We start from the raw sequence: 16,407 nt of genomic DNA, 5'->3' as shown, positions 1-16,407 counted from the left end.
TGCATGGGTGGGACGTATCGATTTCAGCAATGTTCTTCAAGTGTTCTCGTGTCTCGGACTGGGCGCGAGAGCTGGGTCGTTTATGGACAAAGAAGCTGCCGATGTCGAACGGCTGAGTAAGGGAAGGATGGGAGCTATGGCGCGATTGCACCGGCCGAGACACGGACGAACGCCTGCCCTGACGCTGGGCCTTGGCGCCTTCGTGATGGCGTTAGCGGTCGGAAATCCCGTCGAGGCCCGGTCCGGTCTGACGCTGCCACCCTTCAAGGACGCGCTGTTCGCCTATCCCGAACCGACCGCGATTTCGAAGGACGGTACCCTGAAGGATGTGCCCTACGCCGAGTCCCGAGACATCGACGCGCGCGACGAGATCCCTGAGCGGCGCGTGCGCGGCGCTTATGTCGAGCGTCTGCCGTCCGCATCTCAGGTCGAGGAGGTTTCCCCTGGCGCCGGCGGCAATCTCCACTGGACGCGCGTCGGCGAAATCGCAGGCGCGAAAGCCATCGTGGTGTTCGTTCACGGACGCAACGGAGACCGCCGACTCGGCATGAACGACTGGACCTTCGGCGGAAACTTCAATCGGCTGAAAAATCTGCTGACGCGGGCCGGCGGGGCCTATGTCACAGTGGATGGCGGACGGCTTGGATCGGAAGACTCAACCCGCGTTGGGCACCTGATCGAGAGCCTGCGGGCGCGAAACGAGACCGGGCGAATCGTTCTTGCCTGTGGCTCCATGGGTGGCGAACTTTGCTGGAGTCTTCTGACCCAAGCGCCGATCGTCGCCGCCATCGATGGCTTGGTCCTTCTTGGCGCCAATAGCAGCTGGGATCGCTTCGACGCGCTGCGCAAGGCCGAAGTTGGACGCGATGTGCCGATCGTTCTGGCGCATGGGACGCGAGACAAGGTCTATCCTCTGGAGCGTCAGCGGACGTTTTTCGATGCCGTTCGCAGTCGGCAGCCGAGCTATCCCATCCGAATGGTTGTGTTCGACGATGGCAATCACGGGACGCCGATCCGCATGATCGACTGGCGCGAAACGCTCAACTGGATGCTGACCCGCTGAAACGAGAAAAGGCCCCGCGAGGGGCCTTTTCCCTTATCCGATCTGACGGATCGGATGAATGAGCCCGAAGGCTTAGATCGAGTAGTACATGTCGAACTCGACCGGGTGCGGCGTCATTTCGAAGCGCAGCACTTCGGTCATCTTGAGTTCGATGAACGCGTCGATCTGATCGTCGTCGAACACGCCACCGGCCTTCAGGAAGTCACGGTCCGCGTCCAGAGACTCCAGTGCTTCGCGCAAGGAGCGGCAGACGGTCGGGATTTCCTTCAGCTCTTCGGGCGGCAGGTCGTACAGATCCTTGTCCATGGCGGCGCCCGGGTGGATCTTGTTCTTGATGCCGTCGAGGCCGGCCATCAGCATGGCGGCGAAGGCGAGGTAGGGGTTCGCGGTCGGATCGGGGAAGCGAACCTCGACGCGCTTGGCCTTCGGCGACTGGCCGATCGGGATACGGCAGGAGGCCGAACGGTTGCGCGCGGAATAGGCGAGCAGAACCGGAGCCTCGTAACCGGGGACCAGACGCTTGAACGAGTTGGTCGACGGGTTCGTGAAGGCGTTGATGGCCTTCGCGTGCTTGATGATGCCGCCGATGTAGAACAGCGCGTTCTCGGAGAGGCCGGCGTATTCGTTGCCCGCGAAGGTCGGCTTGCCGCCCTTCCAGATCGACTGGTGCACGTGCATGCCCGAGCCGTTGTCGCCGAAGATCGGCTTCGGCATGAAGGTCGCCGTCTTGCCGTAGGCGTTCGCGACCTGGTGGGTCACGTACTTGTAGATCTGCATGTTGTCGGCGTTCTTCACGAGCGTGTCGAACTTGACGCCGAGCTCATGCTGAGCGGCTGCCACCTCGTGGTGGTGCTTCTCGACCTTCACGCCCATCTCGGCCATGACGGTCAGCATCTCGGAGCGCATGTCCTGGCAGCTGTCGATCGGCGGCACCGGGAAGTAGCCGCCCTTGACGCGCGGACGGTGGCCGAGATTGCCGGTCTCGTACTCGCTGTCGTCGTTGGACGGCAGCTCGGTCGAGTCGAGCTTGAAGCCCGTGTTGTAAGGGTCGGCCTTATAGCGGACGTCGTCGAAGATGAAGAACTCGGCTTCCGGACCGAAATAGGCGGTGTCGCCAATGCCGGACTGGTTGAGGTAGGCCTCGGCCTTCTTGGCGATCGACCGCGGGTCGCGATTGTAGCTCTCGCCCGAGACCGGGTCGAGAATGTCGCAGATGATGACCATCGTCGACTGCGCGAAGAACGGGTCCATATGCGCGGTCTCGGGATCCGGCATGAGGATCATGTCGGACTCGTTGATCGCCTTCCAGCCACCGATCGAGGAGCCGTCGAACATCGTGCCTTCGGAGAAGATGTCCTCGTCGATCATCGTCACGTCCATGGTGACGTGCTGCAGCTTGCCGCGCGGGTCGGTGAAGCGCAGGTCGACGAACTTGACGTCGTTGTCCTTGATCTGCTTCAGAATGTCGTTGGCCGAAGTCATACCGGTCCTTCCTGATTGAACGACTGAACTCTGGTGTCTCGAAAGCCGCTCGGCTTTCAGATGGCGTCCGTCCCGACTTCGCCGGTGCGGATGCGGACCGCTTCCTCGACGTTGGAAACGAAAATCTTGCCGTCGCCGATGCGCCCGGTCTGGGCCGCCTTGCGGATCGCCTCGACGGCCGCTGCGACGGCGTCGTCGGCGAGGACGATCTCGATCTTCACCTTGGGGAGGAAATCCACGACATATTCGGCACCGCGATAGAGCTCCGTATGCCCCTTCTGACGACCGAAGCCCTTGGCCTCGATCACCGTGATGCCCTGAAGGCCGACGTCCTGAAGCGCTTCCTTGACCTCATCCAGCTTGAACGGCTTGATGATCGCCTCGACCTTTTTCAACGTCGCACCCCTTCCGCAAAGACCTGATTCCATCCTGCATCGCAGGAAGAAACGGCCGCTTTCGGCTGATCCCGCAGCGCCCTTCCGCTCTCGCGTCCTCTGGACGGAAGCGGCTTGCGCCTTATGCGTTGTCTATCGAATAGGGCAAACGTGCGCCACTGCCAAACAGGCTGGAACTGAGGCCCTTATAGGCAAACTTCTGTGAAATTTTTATGCAGGATGCATAAATTATGAACACTTCTGCCTCGCATCCCGAAGCTTGCCGTCTCTGGACGCCTCAGGAGATGAAGGTTGCGGACGAATCTGCTGCTCGCGAGGGCATTTCGGTTCGTGAGTTGATCGACGCAGCGGGGCGGGCCGTAGCCGCTTATGCTTCTCGGAACTTTCAGAATGCGGGGCGGGTCGCCATCCTCGCGGGCAAGGGCAACAACGGCAAGGACGCATTGGCCGCGAGTCGGATCCTCGGCGCCAAGGGTTGGGACGTGCTCATCTTCGCCGCAGTGGAAGATGAGGACGACTCCCGCGGCCTTGCCGACTTCGACCCGACGGGGTGCGATCTCATTCTAGACGGACTGCTCGGAGCAGGGCTCGACCGGGAGGTCGAGGGCGTGGTCGCTGAGGTGATCGACAAGGCCAACGCATCGGGGGTTCCGATCTTAGCCGTCGACATTCCCAGCGGGGTCGATGGTCGCACCGGGCAGGTGCGTGGTGCCGCTATTCGGGCGTCTCTCACGATCACCTTCGTTCTCAGCAAGCCCGGGCATCTTCTCTTGCCTGGTCGCGATCTCTGCGGCGCCGTGACCGTGGCGGAACTCCCGATGCCGGCGGCGGCCATGGCCGAGGCGCTGGACGACGCTTCCCCGACCTACGCCAACGAGCCGGCCTTGTGGCGAGCCTATGCAAGCGCACCGCTTAGCGCCCATCACAAGTATGATCGCGGCCATGCCGTCGTCTTCTCCGGCGGCATGGCGCAGACAGGGGCCGCGCGCCTTTCCGCCATGGCAGCACTTCGCGGAGGAGCGGGCTTGGTGACCATGTTTTCGCCGGCCTCGGCCTTGCTGGTGAACGCGCATCATCTGACGAGCATCATGCTGAAACGTTGCGAGGCGGAGGATCTGGCCGGGCTCCTGGAGGACAAGCGATTGAACGCTTTCGTGCTCGGGCCCGGCTATGGCATCGGCGAGCGTGCGAGGCAGGCGACGGAGGCCGTGCTCGCAGCGGGGCGGCGGCTTGTGCTGGACGCCGATGGGCTGAGTTCGTTCAAGGAAGAGCCGGAGGCGCTGTTCGCGGCCGCTCGCAGGGCGGCGACGGATCAGCCCGCCCTAGTCCTGACGCCGCATTCCGGCGAGTTCGCCCGGCTCTTTCCCGATCTTGCGGCCGACAAGACCCGGTCGAAACTCGACCAAGCACGAGAGGCCAGCGCGCGCTCGGGTGCTGTGATGGTGCTGAAGGGCGCCGATACGGTGATCGCCGCGCCCGATGGCCGGGCCGCGATCAACGCGACCGGCACGCCCTGGCTTGCGACGGCTGGAACGGGCGATGTGCTGACCGGCCTCATCGCTGCGCAACTGGCTCAAGGTGTCCCAAGCTTCGAAGCCGCCTGCCTCGGTGTCTGGATACACGGCAAGGCCGCCGAGCATTTTGGACCCGGTCTGATTTCGGAAGACTTGCCGACCTGTCTGCCGGCCGTTCACCGGGAGTTGGCGAGCCTTTCGGCGGAGCAGGCGCCGTAGCGCCTATTCCGCCGCCTCCGCCTTGAGGCTTGGCTTGCGTTCCAACAGGTCTTTCAGGAAGCGACCCGTCCAAGACCGCTCCACCTTCACAATCTCCTCAGGCGTGCCGGTGGCGACGATCTCGCCGCCCCCGCTGCCGCCTTCCGGGCCGATATCGATGATCCAATCTGCGGTCTTGATGACCTCGAGATTGTGCTCGATGATGACAACCGTGTTACCCTGATCGACCAATTCGTGGAGCACTTCCAGAAGCTTGGCGACATCGTGGAAGTGCAGGCCGGTGGTCGGCTCGTCCAAGATATAAAGCGTACGGCCCGTCGCCTTTCGAGCGAGTTCCTTGGCGAGCTTTACGCGTTGCGCTTCACCGCCCGACAGGGTCGTCGCCTGCTGACCGACCTTGATATAGCCGAGCCCGACTTCTTTCAGCGTTGCCAGCTTGTCCCGCACCGCCGGCACGGCAGAGAAGAACTCGACGCCTTCCTCCACCGTCATGTCGAGCACATCGGCGATCGACTTGCCTTTGAAGGTGACGTCCAACGTCTCGCGATTGTAGCGTTTGCCGTGGCAGACGTCGCAGGTCACATAGACGTCGGGCAGGAAGTGCATCTCGATCTTGATGACGCCATCGCCCTGGCAAGCCTCACAGCGGCCACCCTTCACGTTGAACGAGAAGCGTCCCGGCTGGTAGCCACGGGCCTTGGATTCCGGCAGGCCCGCGAACCAGTCGCGGATCGGGGTGAAGGCGCCGGTATAGGTCGCGGGGTTGGAGCGCGGCGTGCGACCGATCGGGGACTGGTCGATGTCGATGACCTTGTCGAGAAGCTCCAGCCCGTCGATCCGATCGTGATCGGCGGGAACCTCACGTGCGCCAGCGATACGTCGTGCCGCCGCCTTGAATAGCGTCTCGATCAGGAAGGTCGACTTGCCGCCCCCGGAGACCCCGGTGACGCAGGTCATGACGCCCATCGGGACTTCGGCGGTAACGTTCTGCAGATTGTTGCCGCGCGCGCCGACGACCTTGATCGCCTTGCCCTTCTGCGGCTTGCGGCGCTTAGGAGGCAACGGCACGCCGCGCGCGCCGGAAAGGTACTGGCCCGTCAGCGACGCCGGATTGGCCATGACCTCGGCAGGGGTGCCCGAGGCGATGACCTGTCCGCCATGGATGCCGGCGGCCGGACCGATATCCACCACATGGTCGGCGAGACGAATGGCATCCTCGTCATGCTCGACGACGATCACCGTGTTGCCGATATCGCGGAGATGCCGCAGCGTTCCAAGCAACCGCTCGTTGTCGCGCTGGTGCAGACCGATCGACGGCTCGTCGAGGACATAGAGAACGCCCGTCAGGCCCGAGCCGATTTGGGAGGCCAAACGAATGCGTTGCGATTCGCCGCCGGATAAGGTGCCGGAGGAGCGCGACAGGCTGAGATATTCGAGCCCGACGTCGTTGAGGAACCGCAGGCGTTCGCGGATTTCCTTCAGGATGCGGACGGCGATCTCGTTCTGCTTCTGCGTGAGATGCTCGGGCAGATCCTCGAACCAGTCGCGCGCCTTGCGGATCGACAGGTCCGTCACCTCGGCGATGTGGCAACCACGGATCTTGACCGCCAGCGCCTCGGGCTTCAGCCGCGTACCGCCGCACGCCGGGCAGGGCGTCGCCGACATGAAGCGCTCGATCTCCTCGCGCGACCAAGCCGAGTCGGTCTCCTTCCAACGCCGTTCGAGATTGGGAATGATCCCCTCGAAGGTCTTGGTGGTGGAGTAGGAGCGCAGGCCGTCGTTATAGAGAAACTCGATCTTGCGCGTGCCGGTGCCGTGCAGGATGGCCTTGCGGGCTTCGGGCGGGAGTGCCGACCAGCGATCGGTCTGCTTGAACCCGTATTCCTTGCCAAGCGCGTCCAACGTCTGGCCGTAATAGGGCGAGGTGGATTTCGCCCAGGGCGAGATGGCGCCGTTCTTCAACGTGCGCGACTCGTCCGGGACGATGAGCTTGGGGTCGATCTGCTGCTGCGCGCCCAGCCCGTCGCAACGAGGGCAGGCGCCGAACGGGTTGTTGAAGGAGAAAAGACGCGGCTCGATTTCCGGGATGGTGAAACCCGAAACCGGACAGGCGAACTTCTCGGAAAACAGGAGCTGACGCGGCTTGCCGTTCTCGTCCAGCCCATCGGCATATTCCGCGACGGCGAGGCCTTCGGCGAGCCCGAGCGCGGTCTCCAGCGAGTCGGCAAGCCGCGCCTTGATATCACCGCGCACGACGATGCGGTCCACCACCACGTCGATGTCATGCTTGAACTTCTTGTCCAGCGCGGGCGCGTCCGCGATGTCGTGGAACTCGCCATTGATGCGGACGCGCTGGAAGCCCTTTTTCTGCAGCTCGGCCAGTTCCTTCTTGAACTCGCCCTTGCGACCACGAGTCATCGGAGCCAGTAGATAAAGGCGCGTGCCTTCGTCCACCGCCATGATGCGGTCCACCATCTGGCTGACCGTTTGGCTCTCGATTGGCAGGCCGGTGGCCGGCGAATAGGGGACGCCGATGCGCGCATAGAGAAGGCGGAGATAGTCGTAGATCTCCGTCACCGTGCCGACAGTCGAGCGCGGGTTCTTCGACGTCGTCTTCTGCTCGATGGAGATGGCGGGCGACAGGCCGTCGATCTGATCGACGTCAGGCTTCTGCATCATCTCCAGGAACTGGCGCGCATAGGCCGAAAGGCTTTCGACATAGCGACGCTGCCCTTCGGCATAGATCGTGTCGAAGGCGAGCGAGGACTTGCCCGATCCCGACAGGCCGGTCATCACGATGAGCTTGTCTCGCGGAATGTCGAGATCGACATTCTTAAGATTGTGTTCGCGCGCACCGCGAATGGAAATGACGTTCTTCATGGGGTCGCCGCATTCTGTCCGATCTCGGCCCCCATATCGGGAGGTCGCGTCGGGAATCAAAGGTTTCGAACCAGGCACTGGCGTCGGATGCGTATTGTTCCTAATTTGTTCTAACCGACAAGCGTCCTGCGGACAATCTCCCTGCCGATTCGCTGAATCCGCCTGGGGATGGATGGGGCGGCGCGCTATCCCTCGGCTGCCAGCGCCCTTAGAGTTCGCGCGACGAGAGCTACATACGGAGAAGAAGAATGGCGGGAAGCGTCAACAAGGTCATCCTCGTCGGCAATCTGGGTGCCGACCCGGAAATCCGGCGGCTGAACTCGGGCGACGCCGTGGCCAATCTGCGCATTGCGACCTCGGAAACCTGGCGCGACAAGGCGTCGGGCGAGCGCAAGGAGCGCACCGAGTGGCACAGCGTCGTGATCTTCAACGACGGTCTGGTGAAGGTCGCCGAGCAGTATCTGAAGAAGGGCGCCAAGGTCTATATCGAAGGCCAGCTCCAGACCCGCGCCTGGGATGACCAACAGTCCGGCCAGAAGCGCTACACGACCGAGATCGTTCTCCAGCGATTCCGCGGCGAGCTGCAGATGCTTGACGGGCGCGGCGAGGGCGGCGGCGGTGGAGCCGAAGGCGGCGGATATGATCGCGGCGCCGGCGGTGGTGGCGGTTACGATCGTGGTGGCTCGGGCGGTCGTTCGGGCGGCGGCGGCGGTGGCCGCAGCGGTGGCGGTGGCTCCGGTGGGGGCTATGGCGGCGGCAGCGGTGGCGGCGGACGCCCATCCAACGACATGGACGACGAAATCCCGTTCTGATCGATTTCTACTCAGGCGAGACGGCTTCCTTCGATGAGAGAAGCGATGCCGTCCGCCACGAACTGAACCGCGAGCGCGGCCAGAAGCACGCCTAAGAGCCGCGTCACCACGGCGCGGCCGGTCTGCCCTAGGAAGCGGTCGAGGCGATGCGCCACGCTCAGCATGAGATAGGTCGCACCGACAACGGCGGCGATCACGAGCAGGAGGCTGATCTGACCCGTCGGCCCCGGCAGGGCGCCGGATAGAAGGATCACGGCGGAGATCGCGCCGGGCCCCGCTAGAAGCGGAATGGCGAGCGGCACGGCGGCGATCTCGTAGACCTCGTGCTCGGTCATGGCCGTTTCCGCGTCCTTCTCCTTGCGCGTCTTGCGCTTCTCGAAGACCAGTTCGAAAGCGATCCAGAACAGGAACAGCCCGCCGGCCACGCGGAAGGCGCCGAGCGACACGCCGAGCGTCTGCAGAACGGCGACGCCCGCCAGCGCGAAGACCGCCAGGATCACGAAGGCGATCAGGCAGGCCCGCAGCGCCAGACGGCGGCGATCCGCCATGGCGAGTCCGGGCGTAAGGCCAAGGAACAGCGGCGCCAACCCGATCGGGTCTATGATCACGAACAGGGTCGCGAAGCCGTTCAAAAGAGTTTCGATCATTCCGGCCCCCAATCGTGTTCCACCTCTCCCTAGAGGGGGTGAGGAGGAGAGGGCAAGCCATCGGCGAGTCGGTTAGCTGAGGCGCGTACCGAGGCCGCCCGTCTCCTGTCGTGAGACAAGCCTTATGTCTCAGACGTGGCATGTTTCCCGCATGCTGAGCGCTTGAAGCTGACTCTCTCCATGTCGTGCAGACCCGCCACCCCGCCTATGCCGCGACCGGCAAACCTTGCATTTCGCGGCTGGCGCAGCGCGCAATGGCCTGTAGAAATTCGAATTGTCTTTGCGGTCGAATAACCAACTGATTTTACTGAGCAATTACTGCAGACTCGATTTGCCAAGTGTGGGCTGGGCACGCTATAAGTCTTCGACGTTGAGTTTGGGAACTTGTCCTTGTCCGACACTAAGCAAGATCAGCCGCCCGAGCGGCCAAGCGGCATCGAGCCGGTTTCCATTATCGAGGAAATGCAGCGGTCCTATCTCGATTACGCCATGAGCGTCATCGTGAGCCGTGCGTTGCCGGATGTGAGGGACGGATTGAAGCCGGTGCATCGCCGCGTTCTCTACGCGATGCATGAGATGGGCCTCGTCTACAACAAGTCGTTCCGCAAGTCCGCCGGCGTCGTCGGCGAGGTGATGGGGAAGTTCCATCCACATGGCGACGCGTCGATCTACGACGCCTTGGTTCGCATGGCGCAGGACTTCTCGCTTCGGGCGCCGCTGATCAACGGGCAGGGCAATTTCGGCTCCATCGACGGCGATCCGCCTGCCGCCATGCGCTACACCGAATGCCGACTCCAGAAAGTGTCCGACGCGATCCTGTCGGACATCGACAAGGATACGGTCGATTTCCAGGAGAATTACGACGGGCGCGAGATGGAGCCTGTCGTGCTCCCCGCGCGTGTTCCGAACCTTCTCCTGAACGGATCGGGCGGCATCGCCGTCGGCATGGCCACCAACATCCCGCCGCACAATCTGGGCGAGCTGATCGATGGCTGCGTGGCGCTGATCGACAACCCGTCTCTGCCGCTTCACGAGTTGATGGAGTTCATCCCCGGGCCGGATTTTCCGACCGGCGCGCTGGTGATCGGGCGTGTGGGGATCAACAACGCCTATGCCACCGGTCGCGGCTCCATCCTCATGCGCGGCAAGGTGCATGTCGAGCAGATGCGGGGCGACCGCGAGTCCATCGTCATCACCGAGATTCCCTATCAGGTGAATAAGGCGACGATGATCGAGAAGATGGCCGATTTGGTTCGCGAAAAGCGGATCGAGGGCATCTCCGACATCCGGGACGAGAGCGACCGCGAGGGTTACCGCGTCGTCGTCGAATTGAAGCGGGACGCGTCGTCCGACGTCATCCTCAACCAGCTCTACCGCTTCACCCCTCTGCAGACGACCTTCGGCGCCAACATGGTTGCGCTGAACGGCGGCAAGCCGGAGCAGTTGAACCTTCTCGACATGCTTTCGGCTTTCGTGTCCTTCCGTGAGGAAGTGGTTCAAAGGCGGACGAAGTACCTCCTGCGTAAGGCGCGCGAGCGGGCACATGTCCTAGTGGGTCTGGCGATCGCCGTCGCCAATATCGACGAGATCATCAAGCTCATTCGCCATGCGCCGGACCCGGCCACGGCTCGCGAGCAACTGATGGAGCGGGAGTGGGACGCGCGCGACGTGGCGCCCCTGATCCGCTTGATCGACGATCCTCGACACCGGATCAGCGACGCTGGCACCTATCGCCTTTCGGAGACGCAGGCACGCGCCATTCTCGACCTTCGTCTGCAGCGTCTGACGGCGCTCGGGCGGGACGAGATCGGCGACGAGCTGAACGGCATCGGAAACGAGATTCGGGAATACCTCGAAATCCTTTCTTCACGCGTTCGAGTCCGAGAGATCATCAAGGACGAGCTTGCGGCCGTGAAGGCCGAGTTTGCGACGCCCCGCCGGACCGAGCTTCTGGAAGGCGCCGGGGATCTCGAGGACGAAGACCTCATTCCGCGCGACGACATGGTCGTCACGGTCAGCCATGGCGGCTACATCAAGCGCGTGCCGCTCGTCACCTACCGAGCCCAGCGGCGCGGCGGAAAGGGCCGGTCGGGCATGTCGCTGAAGGGCGACGAGGATTCCGTCACGCGTCTCTTCGTGGCGAACACGCACACGCCGGTTCTCTTCTTCTCCTCGCGCGGCATCGTCTACAAGGAGAAGGTCTGGCGGCTTCCGCTCGCGACGCCCCAGTCGCGCGGCAAGGCGCTGGTCAATATGCTGCCGCTGGAGAAGGGCGAGCGCATCACTTCCATCCTGCCGCTGCCGAACGACGAGCAGCAGGCGGCCGAGCTGAACGTCATGTTCGCGACCACCAAGGGCACGGTCCGCCGCAACAAGCTGGCCGACTTCCTGCAGGTGAATCGCAACGGCAAGATCGCGATGAAGCTCGAAGAAGCGGAGGACGAGATCCTCGCCGTTGCGACCTGTTCGGAAAACGATGACGTGCTTCTGACTGCGGCCAGCGGCCAGTGCACGCGCTTCTCCGTGCCGGAGGTCCGCGTCTTCGCCGGGCGCAACTCGATCGGCGTTCGCGGCATGAACCTTGCCGAGAATGATCGACTGATTTCCATGGCGATCCTTCGCCATGTCGACGCGACCGCTGCCGAGCGCGCCGCCTATCTGCGGATGCGCCGGGCCGTCGAAGGCGAGGCGGCGGCTGCAGATAGCATGGTGGATGAGGAGGGCGTGGAGGAAGTGTCGCTCTCGTCGGAGCGTTACGCCTTCCTCAGCGCGTCGGAGGAATTCGTTCTGACGCTCAGCGAATTCGGCTTCGGTAAACGCTCGTCGTCCTACGAGTTCCGCACCAGCGGACGTGGCGGTAAGGGCATTCGAGCCACTGATGTCTCACGTCTGGCCGACATCGGTCAGTTGGTGGCAGCCTTCCCTGTGGAAGCGGGCGACCAGATCCTTCTGATCTCCGATCGCGGGCAGATGATCCGCGTTCCGGTGGAAGGCATCCGCGTCGCCGGTCGTGCGACGAAGGGCGTTACGATCTTCAATACCGCCGACAGCGAGAAGGTCGTTTCGGTCGAGCGCATACCGGATCAAGGCGGGGACGACGAAATCGTTGCCATGGACGTGGAGAACAACGAGACCCCGGACGGTGCCCAAGACGATGGCGGCGCGTAAGCGCCGCCTCTACTTTGGGGCGAAGGTCTAGCGGAGGATGCGACGCGTCTTGGCAGCGATCTTGACGCGCGACTTGTCGGCTTCGTTATGAACCGCAACGGCCGTGGCAGTGACCAGAGAAGCGATCATCGCGAGAGACAGGGCAAAAACCAGCATCATCATATCTCCGAATTCGCTGCTAAAACGTAAGAAATTGTTAGTTCGTTCCCTGAACGTGGCCAGCTTCGAGATTTCTTGCTCGCCACGTGTTCTGAGGAAGCCCATCCTGATGGCGGAATGGTTTTCGAAGTGCGAAGTCATGACCTCGGGCCGATGCCGATCGCAGGGAGTTTGATGCAATGGTTAGCGAGCGGCGAACACGCCGGACTGGTCTTTTCGCCGGCTCATTCGATCCGATGACGAATGGCCATCTCGACATTCTGACGCAGGCCTCGCACCTCTTCGACCGCATCGTGGTCGCGATCGGCGTGCATCCGGGGAAAGCGCCCCTGTTCAACGCGGACGAGAGGGCGGCCCTGGTGCGCCGGGTGGTCGAGGGCGAACGCCTAGACGCCGTGATCGAGGTCAGTTTCTTCCAGGGGCTGACGGTGGATGAAGCGCGGCGCCATGGCGCCACGTCCTTGATTCGGGGCGTTCGCGACTCCGGCGATGTCGATTACGAGATGCAACTCTCAGGCATGAACAGCCGCCTGGCCCGCGATATCGGAACGGTGTTTCTGCCGGCCTCGATCGAAACCCGGCCCATAACGGCCACATTGGTTCGTCAGATCGCCGGCCTCGGCGGCGACGTTTCCGGCTTCGTGCCGCCCATGGTCGCCGAGGCCCTACGTGAGAAATTCGTTCGGCACTGAGCCGAAGAGGGAGTTTGGTATGAAGTTGTTTGCCTCGATCGGATTGGCCGCCATGGTTCTGGCCTCCTCGGCGCTGCCGAGCCTCGCCCAGGCGGCCGAGACGATGGTGATCACCACCGACAAGGGGGAGATCGACGTCAAGCTTCGCCCCGATCTCGCGCCCAAGCATGTCGAACAGATCAAGGCGCTCGCCGGCGAAGGCTTCTACAACGGCGTGGTGTTCCACCGCGTGATCGACGGATTCATGGCGCAGACCGGCGACCCGACGGGCACAGGCATGGGCGGCTCCAAGCGTCCGGACCTGAAGGCGGAGTTTTCCAAGGAGCCGTTCAAGCGCGGCACGGTCGGTATGGCGCGCGCTCAGAACCCGGACTCGGCCAACTCCCAGTTCTTCATCATGCTCGGTGACGGCGACTTCTTGAACGGCCAGTACACCGTGGTCGGCGAAGTGACTAAGGGCATGGACGTGGTCGACAAGATCAAGAAGGGCGACGAGGCCCGCAACGGGCAAGTGACGAACCCCGACAAGATGGTCAGCGTCAAGGTCGTCGACGGGAAGTAACCGGCGGTCCCCTTGCATGCGCGAGGGGGATCGGCCAAGGAAGCACATCGGAATGGCCTGGCGGGTCCAGGCCATTCGTCGTTTGACCAGGAGGAAGGCATGACCTTCGAAAACCCGGAAGACACCCTCGTCCTCGAAACCACCAAGGGCCGTGTGGTCATCAAGCTCCGGCCGGACCTGGCCCCGGGCCATGTCGCCCGCGTGAAGGAACTCGCTCGCGAGAAGTTCTACGATGGCGTGGTGTTCCACCGCGTGATCGACGGGTTCATGGCGCAGACCGGCGATCCGACCGGCACCGGCACAGGTGGGTCGTCCAAGCCCGACCTCAAGGCCGAGTTCTCGGCCGAGCCGCACAAGCGCGGCACTGTTTCGGCGGCTCGCACGGCGAACCCGAACTCGGCCAACTCGCAGTTCTTCATCTGCTTCGAGCGCGCGCCTTGGCTGGACCGCCAGTATTCGGTCTGGGGCGAGGTGATCGAGGGCATGGACGCGATCGACCAGATCAAGCGCGGCGAGCCGGTTCGCGACCCGGACTCGATCACCACCGCACGCGTCGCCGCCGACCTCTAAGGTTCGGGCGGGATGCGGGTCGATCTTTTCGATTTCGACCTACCGGAAGAGCGGATCGCCCTGCGACCCGCTCTTCCGCGCGAATCGGCGCGCCTTCTTCATGTCCCGGCTTCGGGCGGGCTGGGTGATCGTCGCATCGCCGATCTTCCGTCCTTGCTACGCGCCGGCGACGTTCTCGTCTTCAACGACACTCGCGTCATTCCTGCGCGGTTGAACGGCGAGCGCCGGCGCGAAGGGCTGCCGGCAGGTCAAGGTGTCGCGCAGATCGAGGCGACGCTTCACATGCGGCTCGACGCGGGGCGCTGGGCCGCATTCGTGCGTCCGGCCAAGCGCGTATCGGTCGGCGATCGCATCACCTTCCAAGGCGCGGACGGTACCACGCTGCGCTCCGAGGTCGAAGAACGGGGCGATGGCGGCGAGACGGTGCTGCGCTTCGACAGTTCGGGGCCGGAGCTGGACGCGGCCATTGCGAGTGTCGGCCATCTGCCGCTGCCGCCCTATATCGCGTCCAAGCGACCGGAAGACGAGCAGGACCGGGCCGACTACCAGACCATCTATGCCAAGCATGACGGCGCTGTCGCTGCGCCGACGGCAGGCCTGCATTTCACGCCGGAGCTTCTCGAATCCCTGGCGTCTGCGGGGGTCGGCTTCGAGTATGTGACGCTGCATGTCGGGGCAGGGACCTTTCTGCCGGTGAAGGCCGAGGACACGTTGGCCCACCGCATGCATCACGAATTCGGTTCGATCGACCCCGGTACCGCCCGGCGCCTTTCGGCGGCCCGGGACGCGGGCCGGCGGATCGTGGCTGTCGGCACGACTTCGCTGCGCGTTCTGGAGAGCGCGGCGGAAAGTGGCCGGATCGAACCCTTCCATGCGGCGACCGACATTTTCATCACGCCGGGCTACGAGTTCCGCGCGGTCGACGCGCTGCTGACCAATTTCCATTTGCCGCGCTCGACGCTCTTCATGCTCGTCTCCGCATTCAGCGGGCTGGATCGCATGAGACACGCCTATGCCCATGCGATCGAGACGGGCTATCGCTTCTATTCCTATGGTGACGCCTGCCTGCTGGAGCGTCCGAAGGCAGTTTCATGACCACGAATGAATTCGGATTTCGGCTTCTGGCGACCGACGGCAAGGCGCGTCGCGGCGAGATCACCATGCCGCGCGGGACGATCCGCACGCCGGCCTTCATGCCGGTGGGAACAGCCGGCACGGTCAAGGCCATGTATCTCGACCAGGTGCACGAGCTCGGCTCCGATATCATCCTCGGCAACACCTATCATCTGATGCTCCGGCCTGGGGCGGAGCGCGTGGCGCGCCTCGGCGGCTTGCACGAGTTCGCCCGCTGGCCCTTTCCGATCCTCACCGATTCCGGCGGCTTCCAGATCATGTCGTTGTCGAGCCTGCGGAAGATGAGCGAGAAGGGCGTCACGTTCCGCTCGCATGTCGACGGCTCGGTGCATGACCTCAGCCCGGAGCGCTCGATCGAGATTCAGGGGCTGCTGGATGCCGACATCCAGATGCAACTCGACGAATGCATTCGCTTGCCGGCCGAGCGTAGCGAAATCGAGCGGGCCATGGAGCTTTCTCTGCGCTGGGCCGAGCGCTCCGCCGTCGCCTTCGGCAACCAGCCGGGCAAGGCCATGTTCGGCATCGTTCAGGGCGGCGACCAGCCGGATCTGCGCATTCGATCGGCCGAGCGTCTGGCGGCGATGAATCTCAAGGGCTACGCGGTGGGCGGTCTGGCGGTCGGCGAGCCGCAAGCTGTCATGCTGGAAACGCTTCAAGAAACTCTGCCGTCCCTTCCAACGGAGAAGCCTCGCTATCTCATGGGCGTCGGTACGCCGGACGACATTCTTCAGTCCGTGGCGCGGGGAATCGACATGTTCGATTGCGTCATGCCGACGCGGGCGGGTCGGCATGGTCTGGCCTTCACGCGCGACGGACGCGTCAATCTGAAGAACGCACGGCATGCTGAAGATCCACGCCCGCTGGACGATACGTCCGACTGTCCCGCAACCCGTGATTACTCCCGCGCCTATCTGCATCACCTCGTTCGCGCCGACGAAGCCTTGGCTGGAATGCTCCTGACTTGGAACAATCTCGCGTATTATCAGCGGCTTATGGCGGGCATGCGATTGGCGATCGAAGAAGGGCACTTCGACGACTTCGCCGCCGAGACCACCGAGCGATGGACGCGTGGGGAAGCTGCCCGCAAGGCTGCCTGAACGGTTTGCACCG

14 protein-coding genes are annotated in these 16,407 nt (G+C 63.4%); 9 read left to right on the top strand and 5 right to left on the bottom strand.

Annotation, left to right across the window (positions count from 1 at the left end):
• Positions 1 to 7 precede the first annotated feature (7 nt).
• Positions 8 to 1,063, top strand: a complete 1,056-nt coding sequence (locus M673_RS11185) for an alpha/beta hydrolase family protein (RefSeq protein WP_148640033.1) — start codon at positions 8 to 10, stop codon at positions 1,061 to 1,063.
• 72 nt (positions 1,064 to 1,135) lie between these two features.
• Here M673_RS11185 and glnA read toward each other — a convergent pair whose 3' ends face one another.
• On the bottom strand, positions 1,136 to 2,545 hold the full coding sequence (glnA, locus tag M673_RS11180) for a type I glutamate--ammonia ligase (RefSeq protein ID WP_061976137.1): 1,410 nt from the start codon (positions 2,543 to 2,545) through the stop codon (positions 1,136 to 1,138).
• Positions 2,546 to 2,601: 56 nt separating this feature from the next.
• The gene (locus tag M673_RS11175) at positions 2,602 to 2,940 is read right to left on the bottom strand and encodes a P-II family nitrogen regulator (RefSeq protein ID WP_019995247.1); all 339 of its coding nucleotides are present in this window, start codon (positions 2,938 to 2,940) and stop codon (positions 2,602 to 2,604) included.
• Between the two features lie 284 nt (positions 2,941 to 3,224).
• On the opposite strand from M673_RS11175, the gene M673_RS11170 reads away from it, so the two are divergent.
• Positions 3,225 to 4,673 (top strand): NAD(P)H-hydrate dehydratase, encoded by a 1,449-nt coding sequence (locus M673_RS11170; RefSeq protein ID WP_148640032.1) that lies wholly within the window; start codon positions 3,225 to 3,227, stop codon positions 4,671 to 4,673.
• 3 nt (positions 4,674 to 4,676) lie between these two features.
• Here the strand turns inward: M673_RS11170 and uvrA are convergent, their stop codons facing one another.
• Positions 4,677 to 7,553, bottom strand: coding sequence for an excinuclease ABC subunit UvrA (gene uvrA, locus M673_RS11165; RefSeq protein ID WP_061976135.1), 2,877 nt, complete (start codon positions 7,551 to 7,553; stop codon positions 4,677 to 4,679).
• Between the two features lie 248 nt (positions 7,554 to 7,801).
• Between uvrA and ssb the strand changes: the two genes are divergently transcribed.
• The gene (gene ssb / locus M673_RS11160) at positions 7,802 to 8,365 is read left to right on the top strand and encodes a single-stranded DNA-binding protein (RefSeq protein ID WP_061976134.1); all 564 of its coding nucleotides are present in this window, start codon (positions 7,802 to 7,804) and stop codon (positions 8,363 to 8,365) included.
• An 11-nt stretch (positions 8,366 to 8,376) separates the two neighbouring features.
• Here ssb and M673_RS11155 read toward each other — a convergent pair whose 3' ends face one another.
• The gene (locus M673_RS11155) at positions 8,377 to 9,012 is read right to left on the bottom strand and encodes a MarC family protein (protein WP_061976133.1); all 636 of its coding nucleotides are present in this window, start codon (positions 9,010 to 9,012) and stop codon (positions 8,377 to 8,379) included.
• Between the two features lie 462 nt (positions 9,013 to 9,474).
• Here M673_RS11155 and gyrA point away from each other — a divergent pair, with 462 nt between their 5' ends.
• The gene (gyrA, locus tag M673_RS11150) at positions 9,475 to 12,180 is read left to right on the top strand and encodes a DNA gyrase subunit A (RefSeq protein ID WP_244493173.1); all 2,706 of its coding nucleotides are present in this window, start codon (positions 9,475 to 9,477) and stop codon (positions 12,178 to 12,180) included.
• A gap of 27 nt (positions 12,181 to 12,207) precedes the next feature.
• On the opposite strand, the gene M673_RS24185 is transcribed toward gyrA, so the two are convergent.
• A complete protein-coding gene (locus M673_RS24185; RefSeq protein WP_148640031.1) occupies positions 12,208 to 12,480 on the bottom strand; it encodes a hypothetical protein in 273 nt (90 codons plus the stop codon).
• A gap of 38 nt (positions 12,481 to 12,518) precedes the next feature.
• Here M673_RS24185 and coaD point away from each other — a divergent pair, with 38 nt between their 5' ends.
• The 5 genes from coaD (at position 12,519) to tgt (ending at position 16,394) form a co-directional block, all read left to right on the top strand.
• On the top strand, positions 12,519 to 13,031 hold the full coding sequence (coaD, locus tag M673_RS11145; RefSeq protein WP_061976131.1) for a pantetheine-phosphate adenylyltransferase: 513 nt from the start codon (positions 12,519 to 12,521) through the stop codon (positions 13,029 to 13,031).
• A gap of 19 nt (positions 13,032 to 13,050) precedes the next feature.
• On the top strand, positions 13,051 to 13,593 hold the full coding sequence (locus tag M673_RS11140; RefSeq protein ID WP_061976130.1) for a peptidylprolyl isomerase: 543 nt from the start codon (positions 13,051 to 13,053) through the stop codon (positions 13,591 to 13,593).
• Positions 13,594 to 13,692: 99 nt separating this feature from the next.
• Positions 13,693 to 14,163 carry a peptidylprolyl isomerase gene (locus M673_RS11135; RefSeq protein WP_061976129.1) on the top strand — a complete coding sequence of 157 codons (471 nt, stop codon included), beginning with the start codon at positions 13,693 to 13,695 and terminating at the stop codon, positions 14,161 to 14,163.
• Between the two features lie 12 nt (positions 14,164 to 14,175).
• The gene (queA, locus tag M673_RS11130; RefSeq protein WP_061976128.1) at positions 14,176 to 15,258 is read left to right on the top strand and encodes a tRNA preQ1(34) S-adenosylmethionine ribosyltransferase-isomerase QueA; all 1,083 of its coding nucleotides are present in this window, start codon (positions 14,176 to 14,178) and stop codon (positions 15,256 to 15,258) included.
• Entirely contained in the window at positions 15,255 to 16,394 is a 1,140-nt protein-coding gene (tgt, locus tag M673_RS11125) for a tRNA guanosine(34) transglycosylase Tgt (protein ID WP_061976127.1), read from the top strand. Before queA ends, tgt begins: the two co-directional genes overlap by 4 nt.
• Positions 16,395 to 16,407: the final 13 nt, after the last annotated feature.

It is taken from the genome of Aureimonas sp. AU20 (genome assembly GCF_001442755.1).
Taxonomy (GTDB): Bacteria; Pseudomonadota; Alphaproteobacteria; order Rhizobiales; family Rhizobiaceae; genus Aureimonas.
This window is presented reverse-complemented; position numbering and strand designations above follow the sequence as displayed.